Here is an 11,846-nt window from a genome sequence, read left to right as displayed (position 1 = left end):
GATGGCGCACGGAAGCACTCGGTTCACGCACGTACCGTGTAGCCCATGACGAAGGGCCGTTATGCGTGAGCCTCCCATCAGGTGTCCCGTGCATGGTCGGTCCCACCTAATCTTTTTATCGCAGGGGGTGCGAGATGAATTGGAAGACGCTGGAATTCGATCAGCTATCCGCACGGGAGTTGTATGTTCTGCTGCGCGCGCGCAGCGCGGTATTCGTCGTCGAGCAATCGCATGTATGTCTCGATGCCGACGGTCGCGACGAACATGCTTTGCACGTTTTCGCGGCCGACGACATGGCCCGGCCGATGCCGATCCTCGCCTATGCACGCGTGCAGCCTGGCGATTCCGAAGATCCGGAAGTGAGGATCGACAAGGTGTTGACCAGCCCGCTGCGGCGCGGTGACGGCACGGCCGAGATGCTGATCGAGCGGGTGCTCGAAGCGGTCGCCGAACGTTGGCCGGGCCGCGCCACGCGGGTCAGCGCGCCGGTCGGCCTGCGCGGCTTCTACGAGCAGTTCGGCTTTCGTAAATCCGAAGGGCCATACCTCGAGCACGGCGTGCCGTTCATCGGCCTCACGCGCCAGGTGCGCGCTAGTCAACAGCGCTCCGGCGCGCGGCGCCGCGTTAGCGCCGCTCCATCGTTCGTCGATACGTTCGAGCTGCTGTAGTACTTGTGTGCCTGTCACGAAGTTGCCACATAATCGTGACTCAAAAAAAGCGGAAGATTCACGAGCATGTTCCGCACGATCGACCACGCGGGCAGGTTCGAAGACGCTATTGGTCTGGTCTGTCACGCGCCTGTGTTGGTTGCCGTACAGAGAGACGAGATCGGGGGGAAGTTGAGCGTCTATGCTGATGAGGTAGCGCGCCGCGTTACCGATCGTCGATCGCACGAACCGTTGTTCCGGGATGGATGGTAGCTCCGGCTCACGGGCAGCGCGACGAACCAGCACGCGCAGCGAACGCGCTATGCATCTTGATTTGCACCCCACCTCCAGGCGGGCCGCGTTACGCGAGGAAGCTATCGCCTCTTGCGTAACGTCGTCTCCGCATTCGGTAAAGCAGCATGTCAGCGTGGAGAACGGTCCCACATTCGCGGGTTGTGACGCTGCGCGCGCCGCTTTCGATACGTGATCCGGAGTCCGAAGCAAATGTGGTGGGACGCACATATGAGAGCAAAGACGTTTGTTGTAATTCCCGAAAGAAGAACCTTCTTAGGAGCGTACCGTGACACCCATCGTCTTCGACGGCAACTTCGGCTGGTTGCATCCAGCGGACGGTCCGGATGGCGTTGTGATGTGTTCTCCGTTCGGCTACGACGCTCTGGGCACGCACCGCGGCATGCGTCGGCTTGCCGAACGGCTCGCTGCGCGCGGCGTGCCGGTCTTGCGCTTCGACTATCCGGCCACGGGCGATTCGGCTGGCGATCCGACCGACATGGGTCTGTGGCGCGCGTGGATCGATAGCATCAAGCAGGCGCTCGCGCAGCTGCGCGCGGCGAGCGGCGTCGAGCGCGTGACTCTGTGCGGTCTGCGGCTTGGCGGCATGCTCGCCGCGCTCGCCGCGCAGGAACTGTGCGATGTCGATGGTCTCATCATGCTATCGCCGGTACTGTCGGGCAAAAGCTACCAGCGCGAGTTGCGCGCGCACTACCGGCAGTGGGTGTCGCTGCCTGAAACGTTGGACCGCGTGGTCGAACCGGAGACCGACGAGTTCGTCGAAGCGTATGGCTTCCGGATCTATCGCGACACGCTCGCAAGCCTGCTCGCGGTCGATCTGTGGCGCGACACGAGCCGGCCGGCCGCGCGCGTGCTGCTGCTGGATGCGCTCAATCCCGCGCGCGTCGATGCGCTTGCTTCGCACTATGCGCAGCACGGCGTCGAGGTCGAGCGTCAGTCGTTCGACGAGTACAGCCGCTTCATGACGGAGGCGCTCGACAGCGAGGTGCCGACCGCGGCGTTCGACACCATCGAAAACTGGTTGGCGGCGGGCGGCGCGCCGCTCGCGCGCACGCCGGCTGCGGTGCCGCAGCGCGGCGAGGACGGTGCGGGCGGTCACCATGTCGCGCCCGGCGTGCTCGAAACGCCCGTGTGGCTGAACGGCGGCAAGGTGTTCGGCATCTATTGCCTGCCCGATGGCGCGGCCGCCGCGAGTGGGCCCGCGGTGGTGCTGCTGAATACCGGCGCGGAATCGCGCATCGGCAATGGGCGTTTCGGCGTGCGTCTCGCACGGCGTCTCGCGCGTCAGGGGATTGCATCGCTGCGCATCGACGCCGGCAACATCGGCGATAGCATGCCGTTGGCCGAAACGCTGAGTCTCGACGCGCTGTACTCGCAGACGAGCGCCGAGGATGCGGCGCGCGCCTCGCGCTGGCTGGTCGAACGCGGTCATGCGGGCGGAGTGCTGATCGGCATCTGCTCGGGTGCATACATCGGTCTGCATGCGGCGACGCGCGAAGCGACGGTGCTCGGCGCGGTGCTCGTCAACCTGCAGAAGTTCAGATGGAAGGATGTGTGCGACGAGCACGGCAAGCCGATGGCCACGGCCGCCCGGTTCGGCTCGACGCGCAGCTACATGCGCTCGCTGACGAAGCCGGACAAATGGCTGCGCTTTCTGAAGGGCGAGAGCGGCGGCCTCGGCGTCGTGCGCGAGCTGGCGATGCGGATGGCGTCGCGAGCGGGTGTCACGTTGGCCGATCGCGTTGGCCGCTTGTGTGGGATCGAGCTTGGCGCAACAGATGAACGCCGCCTGTTCGCCGGGCTCGATGAGCGGGGCGTCGATATTCATCTGGTGTACGGCGTGCTCGACGCAGGCCTCGAGGAGCTCGAGCGCTGTTTCGGCGCGCGCGGCACGCGGTTGCGGCGCTTCGAGCGTATCCGTGTGGCTTTCTGCAAGCACACCGATCACGCGATCCTGTCGTCGGTCGCGCAGGAAAACGTCATCTCGTATGTGGAAAAGGTTTATCGCGGGGGCTTCACGAAGCTGCGTCAGCCCCACATCGCCGCGCTTGACGGCGACTTGCGCAATCAGCCGGGCGAGCGCCAGAGTGCGGGCGTGGGCCAGGCGCTGGCCGAGCCCGGCAGCGGGTTCCAGCCGCTCGGAAAGGCGTGATCATAGTGCGCCGACACGTCCGCGTCACTCGCGCACATAGCGCGGCTGGCGCACGCGATGCCGGTGTCGCTGGCTCGCGCGGCGTACGGCAATACGGCCGTCACCAGGGGAGCCCCCATGCACGCAACGGCAGTTCAGACTGATAAGTCGTCCGATGAAACGCCCGCGCCGCCGTCATTCGACGAGCGGCGCTTTCGTCATGCGCTTGGGCGCTTCGCGACAGGCGTAGTGGTGATCTCGAGCGGCAGCGGCGACAGCCTTCACGCGATGACCGCCAACGCGTTCATGTCGGGGTCGCTAAAGCCGCCTCTGATCGTCGTCTCGGTCGGGCATCGCGCGCGCATGCACGCACGGCTGATGGACGCCGAGCTGTTCGGCGTCAGCGTGCTGTCCGAGACACAGGAGCCGCACAGCCGCCATTTCGCGGGCGAGGCGCAGAGCCACTTCACGCCACCTTGCGCGCCGCGCTTCGCGGCGGTCGACGGCCTCGCCGGCGTCGTGCTGCTCGAGCATGCGGCCGCGCGCTTCGCCGCGCGCGTGGTGGACCGCCATCCGTGCGGCGACCATACGCTGTTCGTCGGCGAGGTGCTGGTGTTCTCACTCGACGAGCACGCGCCGCTGCTGTTCTTCGGCGGCCGCTATGCGTCGGTCGCGGCGAGCGCGTCGAACGAAGTCTCGGCTTGATGCTGCTCGATGCGGCGTCCGCGCGCGTCGCGGACCTGCCGGCATTGATTGCGTTGTCCACGACATCTTTGTGCGCTGGAACACGCAGGCGTCTGCCCACGTCCGCCCAAATCAGACAATTTCATCACGCAAACGTGCGAATGCGCACTAATTAAACCCCACATCGCAGGCACGCTTTGTCGAGCGAGCTTTGAGCCTACGAAACAGATTGCGTTACACGAACGAAACAAATCTTCAGAGGGATAACCCTGTCAGGAAGTGTCCCAACTGGCGCATCGGTTTCGAAGCTAGCAACGTATCGGAAAAATGATCCTTTTTGCATAAAACGATACGTACGGGCCCTTCATTAACAGGCCACGCGGGGACAACACCGCTTCGGGGATATCTCATGGAACACGCAAACAAGGATCGCTCGCTGGTGAGCAAAGTGATGGACGGGCTCGTCAGCGGCATCGTCGAGGAAAAATACGGCGCGATACTGCCGCCGCAGGATGTGCTGTCGAAGGAATTCGACGTGAGCCGCACCGTGATGCGCGAGGCGCTATCGATGCTGCTCGCGCGCGACATGCTCGACGTGCGGCCGAAGATCGGCACGCGCATCCGGCCGATGAACGACTGGCGCATGATCGACGAGGACGTCGTCAACTGGCGTTTTCGCGCGAAGCCCGATCCGATGTTTCTGCGTGACGTGATCGAGTTTCGCATCCTGATCGAACCACGCGCGTCGGCGCAGGCGGCCGCGCGCGGCAGTGCGGCGGACGTCGTGGCGATTCGCGAGGCGTTCGAGGCGTTTCGCGTGATCCGTCCGTCCGAGGCCGGCTATCAGGACGCCGACGAACTGTTCCATACGCGTATCGTGATCGCGAGCGGCAACCAGTTCTTCAAGCAGATGGCGGCGATCATTCGCGGCGCTCTATCTACCGTCAATCCGATCGTGCACGATCGGGAAGGGCTGTGGGAGAGCGCGGTCGCGTCGCATCAGCGTGTCGTCGAGGCGATCGAGCGGCGCGATCCGAAGGAGGCCGAGATCGCTTCGCTCGCGATGATCGATTACTCCGCCGAAGAGCTGGGCGGCCGGTTTTCCGCGGAGCCGCCGGCGCGGGTTTGAGCTCGGATTTGAGTTTGCGTGTGAGCGCGGGCTGAGCGTATCAGTGAGCGCCAGGCCGCCGGGGAGGCGGGGCTCGGGTGTCGAGGTCGGTGCGCGGCAGTGATGCCGCAGGGTTCGGGTTGGCCGGGTTCGCCGCGTTCGCACGCGGCATCGGCGACAATGGCGGCTGTTTCGCACCGCATGGACCTTTGCACACACGATGACTGATACGACAGCGGCACCGCACGCAACCACCGCCCAACCGACCGATCGGGTAGCTCAGGACACCACTTCATTGCGCGAGATCCGCTGGGGGATCGTCGGCACCGGCCGGATTGCGCGCCGCTTCGCGCAAGGGCTCGCCTTCGTGCCGCGGACGCGGCTCGCCGCGCTGTGGTCGCGTCGCGTGGAACCGGCCCAGGCGTTCGCCGATGAATTCGGCGGAACCGTCTGCGACGGTTTCGACGCGCTGCTCGCGAGCGGCATCGACGCCCTCTATATCGCGACGCTGCAGGACAGCCACGTCGACTATGCGATCGCCGCGTTGCAAGCCGGGCTGCATGTGCTGTGCGAGAAACCCGCGTGTATCAATCGTGCGCAGCTAGAGCGCGTGCTCGAGGTCGCGCGCGCTTCGCAACGGCTCTTCATGGAAGCGATGAAGCCGCCGTTCTATCCGCTCTACAGAAAATTGCGCGAGCACCTCGAGGCCGAGCCGATCGGCGAGGTTGGCCTCGTGCGCGCGGGCTGCTCGGTGCCGGGCGTGCCGGCCGATCATCCGTCGCTGTCGTTCGAGCATGCGGGCGGCGCGTTGCTCGATATCGGCATCTACGAGATGTTTCTCGCGGTCGACTGGCTCGGCGCGCCACGCGAAGTGCAGACCTTCGGCCGGCTCGGCGCGACCGGTGTCGATACGTTCGCGAGTCTGAACAGCCAGCACGAGCGCGGCGGCATCGCCCAGCTATTCTGCGGGCTCGATCTGCATGGCAAGGGCGATGCGCTGCTGATGGCCAAAGGCGGTCACGTGACGCTGCACGAGCCGTGGTGGAACCCGTCGCGCGCGACGATCCGTTACGCGGACGGGCGCGTCGTCGAACTCGACGAGCCGTTCGAAGGTGGCGGCTTGAACTACGAGACCGCGCACTTTTGCGAACTGATTCGGGCAGGCCGACTGGAGAGTCCGCTGATGCCGCACGACACGTCGCTGCAGATGATCGCGATGGCCGACGCGGCGCGCGCGGCATTGGGGCTCAGGTTCGCCGGCGAATGAGCCGCCGGGGTGTACCAGCAGGCGCGCGCGGCGCTCAGTGTCGCGTCGGCAGCGACAGACGCCGCTCGTACCAGCGCTGCGCCCATTCGAGCACCTGGCACAGCACCCAGTACACGGCCGCGGCTGCCAGATAAAGCGGCAGCGGCTGATAGGTCGACGCGATCATTTCCTGTGCGCTGCGCAGCAGCTCGGTCACCGTGATCACGGACACGAGCGAGGTGTCCTTGATCAGGCTGATCAAACTGTTCGACAGACTCGGCACCGCGATGCGCAGCGCCTGCGGCGCGATCACGTAGCGCAGCGTCTGACGCCGCGACAGCCCGAGGCTGTAGGAGGCTAGCCACTGGCCCTGGTGGATGCCCAGGATCGCGCCGCGCATGCTTTCGGACAGATACGCGGCGACGTTCGCCGACAGCGCGATCACGCCGGCCGGCGTCGGATCAAGCGAAATGCCGAAGCTCGGCAGACCGTAATAAATCACGAAGATCTGTACGAGCAGCGGCGTGCCGCGCATCACGCTCACATAGACACGCGCGATCCAGTTCAGCGGACGACTGTGGCTGATGCCCATCAGCGCGAGCACGGCGCCGCCGATCAGACCGAAGATCATCGACAGGATCGCGAACTTGATCGTCAGCAAGGCGCCTTGTGCGAGCACCGGCAGCGATTGGAGCAGCAGGGATGTGATGGACATGGGCAGTGTTCTTATTGACGCACAAAGCGCACATCATAAACTTTGGCGCGCGTTAAGGCGCGAGTCGCGCGATGCTGCTTGGGGTATACGCGACGCGCGGTCCGGGTTCTGGAGCTCGCGCGGGCCGCAAAAACGCGAAGGGCGGCATCGATCACGATGCCGCCCTTCGTTCGATTACACGCGTGTTACTTGATCGGCTTGCTGACGTCGATGCCGAACCACTTGTCCGAGATCTTCGTGAAGGTGCCGTCCGCTTCGAGCTGGGTCATCGCCTCGTCGATCGCCTGCGCGAACTTCGGGTTGCCCTTCCTGAACGGGATGCCCGACGGGTTGCCGGCGCCGACGTTCGCGCCGGTGCGCAGCGGCAGGTTCGAGTTCTTCAGCAGGTACGCGAGCATCAGACGGTCGTTCAACGCCGCGTCGAGCCGGCCGGCGGCCAGATCGCGCAGGTATTCAGGCGCGCCCGGATAGGTCTTCACGTCGATGCCGGGCACCGACTTCGCCATGTCCATATAGTTCGTGCCGAGACCGACACCGAGCTTCTTGCCCTTCAGGTCTTCGAGCGAGGTGAACTGGCGCGTGTCGTCCTTGCGCTGAATCAGTTGCGCGGCCGAGTACGTGTACGGCGGCGAGAAGTCGAGCGTCTGCTTGCGCGCGTCGGTGATGCCGACCTGGTTGACGATCACATCGAACTTGCCTGCCTGCAGACCGGCGATGATGCCGCTCCACTCGGTCGTGACGAACTCCGGCTTCAGGCCAAGCTTCGCGGCGACGGCCTTGGCGATGTCGACGTCGTAGCCGACCAGCTCGCCCGACGGCGCCTTCGAGTTGAACGGCGGGAAGGTGCCTTCGAGACCGATGCGCAGCGTGCCGCGCTGCTTGACCTGGTCGAGCAGGTCTTCCGCGTGCGCGGCGACGGCGGTCAACGACGCGCCGATCAGCGCGGTGGCGAGGAGCTTTTTCAGCAGGCCGAATTTCATCTTGTTCCTTGTGTACGTCTGACGTTTTGACGGTCGAGAGCATAACAAACGAGACTATCGCGATCTAAATATCGTTTGTTTATGTCTATATGCGCCGGCGACGCGGACGCTCAGCGCAACGCCTGCGCGCATTCGGCCACGAGGGCCGGTCCGCGGTAGATGAAACCAGTATAAAGCTGCACCAGCGACGCGCCGGCTGCGAGCTTCGCGCGCGCATCGTCGCCCGAGAAAATGCCGCCTACGCCGATGATCGGCACCGCCTCGCCGACTTCGGCGCGCAGCTTGCGGATCACCTCGTTCGACGCGTCGAATACCGGCTTGCCCGACAGGCCGCCGGCTTCGTCGCCGTACTGCATGCCGGCGACGGCGGTGCGCGACAGTGTCGTGTTGGTCGCGATCACGCCTTCGAATTTGTGGCGCAGCAAGGTGTCGGCGATCGATTTGATCTGCTCGTCGTCGAGATCCGGCGCGATCTTCAGCGCGAGCGGCACGAGCTTGCCGTGCATGTCGGCGAGTTGTTGCTGCTTGTCCTTCAGCGCGGCGAGCAGCGCGTCGAGTTCGTCGGCGCCCTGCAGCTGGCGCAGGTTCTTCGTATTCGGCGACGAGATGTTGACCGTCACGTAGCTCGCGAACGGGTACACGCGTTCGAGGCAGTACAGGTAGTCTTCGGCGGCACGCTCGATCGGCGTGTCGGCGTTCTTGCCGATGTTCAGACCGAGGATGCCGCGATAGCGCGCGGCCTGGACGTTCTTCACGAACTGGTCGACGCCGGCGTTGTTGAAGCCCATCCGGTTGATCACGGCGTTCGCCTGCGGCAGCCGAAACATGCGCGGGCGCGGATTGCCCGGCTGCGCGCGCGGCGTCACGGTGCCCACTTCGATGAAGCCGAAGCCGAGCGCCGCCAGACCGTCGATGCACGCGCCGTCCTTGTCGAGGCCCGCCGCGAGCCCGACCGGGTTGCGGAACGTCAGGCCCATCACGGTGCGCGGCGAATCCGGCACGCGCGCCGCGAGCGCGCCGGCGAGGCCGGTGCGGCCGGCGGCGCCGAGCATGCGCAAGGTCAGATGGTGAGCGTCTTCCGCGTCCATGCGAAAGAGTTGGGCGCGAACGAGCGGATAAAGGGAACTGAGCACGGGATGAAGCCGGACGGCCGGAAAATGGGAACCCGCTATTTTACCGGCTTTGGGCTTTTGTGAGACTGGAAGGGCGTTGCGGGCGGCGAGCAGGACTCGACTGTGCCTCGACGGTGACTCGACTACGGCCTGAGCGGTCCGCGTCGCCCATGCATCGCGATATCGACCGGCGGCAGTTCGATGCTGGTCGGGTCGAGCACGCGCCACGCGCCGTCGATCAAGCCTTCGAGCGGCCGGAAATTCGCCTTGTACGCCATTTTCGGGCTTTCGCGAATCCAGTAGCCGAGATACACGTACGGCAGATTCAGGCTGCGCGCCTGCTCGATCTGCCAGAAGATGTTGTAGGTGCCGAAGCTCGCGTGCGGCAGGCTCGGCTCGAAGAACGTGTACACCGATGACAACCCGTCGCCGAGGATATCGATCATGCTGATCATGCGCAGCGCGCCCTGCGCATCGGGGCGTCCATCGGGCCGCAGCGGCGCCGGCTCGCGAAACTCGACGAGCCGCGAGTTGATCCGGCTTTGCAGCAGGAACTGCTCGTACTGGTCGCGGCTGTCGCGGTCCATGCCTCCGCCCGCGTGGCGCGCCGACTGGTAACGCATATACAGCGCGTAATGCTCCTCGTCGTAGTGCAGCGGTGCAACGGTCGCGACCAGGTCGCCGTGCTTTTTCCATACTCGCCGCTGCGTGCGGTTCGGTTGAAAACGCTCGACCGGCACGCGCACCGGCACGCACGCGCGGCAGCCGTCGCAATACGGGCGGTACGTGAACACGCCCGAGCGCCGGAAACCCGCCTTGACGAGGTCGGTGTAGACGTCCGAATTGATCAGGTGACTGGGTGTGGCGACCTGCGAGCGCGCGATGCGGCCGTCCAGGTAACTGCAGGGATAGGGCGCCGTTGCATAAAATTGCAGCGCGGAAAGCGGTGAAAGAGGCAGCTCGTTGGGATGAGTCACGTTGGCAGCTCTCGAAGCGTCTCTGTATTGCAAACCCGGCGCACCTGGCGGTTGATGCCGCGATTCGACAGGCGGCGGAGCCGGATTCGGCCTGATTTTTCCTACGCCGCCCGCGTGACGATTTCGAGCAGGGCGGTCTTGTCGAAGCGCCATGGGATCGCCGGTGCGCCGACAGACGCGCGAACATGCGCGACGAACGCCTTGCGCGCTATCTCGCGGCCGCCGAGCGACGCCAGATGCGACGTGTTCTGCTGGCAGTCTATCATTTCTATTTCGTGACGTCGCAAGTGGCCGACGAGCGCGGCCAGCGCCATTTTCGAGCCGTCGGTGACGTCGGTATACATCGATTCGCCGAAGAACATCCGGCCGAGCGACACGCCATACAAACCCGCTACACGCTCGCCCTCGAACCAGGTTTCGATGCTGTGCGCGTCGCCCAGGCGGTGCAGCGACGAATAGGCTTCGACCACATCTGCGGTGATCCACGTGCCGCGCTGGCCGCGGCGCGGCGCCTGCGCGCAGGCGCGCATCACGCCCGCGAAATCATGATCGACGCGGATTTCCCATGCGTCGTCGCGCAACACCCGCTTGAGCGTCTTGCGCAGCGATGGCGACAGCTTGAACTCGACAGGACGCAGGATCATGCGCGGATCGGGGCTCCACCACAACACCGGCTGACCGTCCGAGTACCACGGGAAAATGCCGCGCCGGTAAGCGTCGATGAGGCGCGACGGCAGCAGATCGCCGCTGGCCGCGAGCAGGCCGGGCGCGCCACTCGTGGCGCCGAGCGCGCGCTCGACGGGGGGAAACGGATCGTCAGCTCCGAGCCAGGGAACCATGCGCGCCGCTCAACCTTCGCGCAGGGAGCGGAAGATGTCGCCGGTATGCAGGCCGAAACTGCCGGCCGCACGGTCGGCGAAAAAAAAGCGCAGCGTCTGGCCGACGGTCGGAAACGCGATCTCGTCCCACGGAATCTCGTGCTCCTCGAACAGCTTCACTTCGAGGCTTTCCTCGCCGGCGGCGACGTCGAGATCGAGCAGCCGCGCCATGTAGAACAGATGCACCTGATGCACGTGCGGCACGTTTAGCAGTGAAAACAGGTTCTGCACCTCGACGCGCGCGCCGGCTTCCTCGAGCGTTTCGCGCGAGGCGGCTTCGGCGGTCGTTTCTCCCATTTCCATGAAGCCGGCGGGCAGCGTCCAGTAGCCGTAGCGCGGCTCGATTGCACGACGGCACAGCAGCACCTTGTCGTCCCACACGGGAACGGTGCCGACCACGTTACGCGGATTCTGATAATGCACGGTGCCGCAACTGCCGCATACGAAGCGCTCGCGATTGTCGCCCGGCGGAATGCTCAGACTGACGCCGTGGCCGCAGACAGAACAGAATTTCATTGGAAAGGGGACGAGAAGGGGTGATAGGAGTTTATCACCGGGGCGGGAGATTACTGAGGCGCCGGCAGGGGTTGCGCGATGGGACGTTCGATGCCGCGAGCTTCTTTGCGCCTGACATTGGTTGACAGTCGATTTTCGGATGCGCTGATAGCATCGGTCCTGATGGTTGCGATGGAGGCCCCCGCGTCCACCACAGTCATCTTTTCTCTCTTGTACATTGCCTCGTAGTCTTGGCGCGTCATTTGGTTGACGCGCTTTTTTTTCGTCTGCTTTTTTTCGTCTAAGGGTGCGGGCGATCAACGGGATCGCCAAACCAAGGCCACAAAACAAAAAAGGGTTACACGCCAATGCGTTGTAACCCTTCAATGATTTCGTCTTGGTTGCGGGGGTAGGATTTGAACCTACGACCTTCGGGTTATGAGCCCGACGAGCTGCCAGACTGCTCCACCCCGCGTCCGTCGAAGAAAAGATTATAGACCAGCCTGACAGCCAGCGCAATAGCCATGTAAGGATTAGCTTCATTGCGCTTCGCGCCGCCCG

General features: G+C 64.6%; 11 protein-coding genes and 1 tRNA gene. 5 read left to right on the top strand and 7 right to left on the bottom strand.

Going from position 1 to position 11,846, the window contains the following annotated elements:
• Positions 1-134: 134 nt before the first annotated feature.
• The 5 genes from L0U84_RS12090 to L0U84_RS12070 all read left to right on the top strand — a co-directional run bounded on the left by L0U84_RS12090 (position 135) and on the right by L0U84_RS12070 (position 6,149).
• A complete protein-coding gene (locus L0U84_RS12090; RefSeq protein WP_233850123.1) occupies positions 135-668 on the top strand; it encodes a GNAT family N-acetyltransferase in 534 nt (177 codons plus the stop codon).
• Between the two features lie 559 nt (positions 669-1,227).
• On the top strand, positions 1,228-3,111 hold the full coding sequence (locus tag L0U84_RS12085) for an alpha/beta fold hydrolase (protein ID WP_233850122.1): 1,884 nt from the start codon (positions 1,228-1,230) through the stop codon (positions 3,109-3,111).
• Between the two features lie 117 nt (positions 3,112-3,228).
• On the top strand, positions 3,229-3,795 hold the full coding sequence (locus tag L0U84_RS12080) for a flavin reductase family protein (protein ID WP_233850121.1): 567 nt from the start codon (positions 3,229-3,231) through the stop codon (positions 3,793-3,795).
• Between the two features lie 388 nt (positions 3,796-4,183).
• Positions 4,184-4,903, top strand: coding sequence for a FadR/GntR family transcriptional regulator (locus L0U84_RS12075; protein ID WP_233850120.1), 720 nt, complete (start codon positions 4,184-4,186; stop codon positions 4,901-4,903).
• Positions 4,904-5,102: 199 nt separating this feature from the next.
• A complete protein-coding gene (locus tag L0U84_RS12070; RefSeq protein ID WP_233850118.1) occupies positions 5,103-6,149 on the top strand; it encodes a Gfo/Idh/MocA family protein in 1,047 nt (348 codons plus the stop codon).
• A 34-nt stretch (positions 6,150-6,183) separates the two neighbouring features.
• Here L0U84_RS12070 and L0U84_RS12065 read toward each other — a convergent pair whose 3' ends face one another.
• From L0U84_RS12065 to L0U84_RS12035, 7 genes are all read right to left on the bottom strand, one after another.
• Positions 6,184-6,843 (bottom strand): amino acid ABC transporter permease, encoded by a 660-nt coding sequence (locus L0U84_RS12065; protein ID WP_187636333.1) that lies wholly within the window; start codon positions 6,841-6,843, stop codon positions 6,184-6,186.
• Between the two features lie 185 nt (positions 6,844-7,028).
• Positions 7,029-7,823 (bottom strand): cystine ABC transporter substrate-binding protein, encoded by a 795-nt coding sequence (locus L0U84_RS12060; protein ID WP_233850116.1) that lies wholly within the window; start codon positions 7,821-7,823, stop codon positions 7,029-7,031.
• A 110-nt stretch (positions 7,824-7,933) separates the two neighbouring features.
• Positions 7,934-8,956, bottom strand: a complete 1,023-nt coding sequence (locus L0U84_RS12055; RefSeq protein ID WP_326491174.1) for a quinone-dependent dihydroorotate dehydrogenase — start codon at positions 8,954-8,956, stop codon at positions 7,934-7,936.
• A gap of 122 nt (positions 8,957-9,078) precedes the next feature.
• Entirely contained in the window at positions 9,079-9,912 is an 834-nt protein-coding gene (locus L0U84_RS12050; protein ID WP_233850114.1) for an arginyltransferase, read from the bottom strand.
• 101 nt (positions 9,913-10,013) lie between these two features.
• On the bottom strand, positions 10,014-10,751 hold the full coding sequence (gene aat / locus L0U84_RS12045) for a leucyl/phenylalanyl-tRNA--protein transferase (RefSeq protein WP_129957477.1): 738 nt from the start codon (positions 10,749-10,751) through the stop codon (positions 10,014-10,016).
• A gap of 9 nt (positions 10,752-10,760) precedes the next feature.
• Positions 10,761-11,306 (bottom strand): NUDIX hydrolase, encoded by a 546-nt coding sequence (locus L0U84_RS12040; protein WP_035494591.1) that lies wholly within the window; start codon positions 11,304-11,306, stop codon positions 10,761-10,763.
• 377 nt (positions 11,307-11,683) lie between these two features.
• Positions 11,684-11,760: transfer RNA gene (locus tag L0U84_RS12035), tRNA-Met, on the bottom strand.
• Positions 11,761-11,846 lie beyond the last annotated feature (86 nt).

This window comes from Paraburkholderia sp. HD33-4, from assembly GCF_021390635.1.
GTDB lineage: Bacteria > Pseudomonadota > Gammaproteobacteria > Burkholderiales > Burkholderiaceae > Paraburkholderia.
The sequence above is the reverse complement of the archived record's forward strand: the minus strand, read 5'-3'. Positions and strand labels throughout refer to the sequence as shown.

Bases quoted from the DNA above. Each gene is read 5' to 3' on its own strand.
- L0U84_RS12065 (WP_187636333.1), bottom strand. From the start codon at position 6,843: ATGTCCATCACATCCCTGCTGCTCCAATCGCTGCCGGTGCTCGCACAA.
- L0U84_RS12090 (WP_233850123.1), top strand. From the start codon at position 135: ATGAATTGGAAGACGCTGGAATTCGATCAGCTATCCGCACGGGAGTTG.
- L0U84_RS12070 (WP_233850118.1), top strand. From the start codon at position 5,103: ATGACTGATACGACAGCGGCACCGCACGCAACCACCGCCCAACCGACC.
- L0U84_RS12080 (WP_233850121.1), top strand. From the start codon at position 3,229: ATGCACGCAACGGCAGTTCAGACTGATAAGTCGTCCGATGAAACGCCC.
- L0U84_RS12060 (WP_233850116.1), bottom strand. From the start codon at position 7,823: ATGAAATTCGGCCTGCTGAAAAAGCTCCTCGCCACCGCGCTGATCGGC.
- L0U84_RS12040 (WP_035494591.1), bottom strand. From the start codon at position 11,306: ATGAAATTCTGTTCTGTCTGCGGCCACGGCGTCAGTCTGAGCATTCCG.
- aat (WP_129957477.1), bottom strand. From the start codon at position 10,751: ATGGTTCCCTGGCTCGGAGCTGACGATCCGTTTCCCCCCGTCGAGCGC.
- L0U84_RS12075 (WP_233850120.1), top strand. From the start codon at position 4,184: ATGGAACACGCAAACAAGGATCGCTCGCTGGTGAGCAAAGTGATGGAC.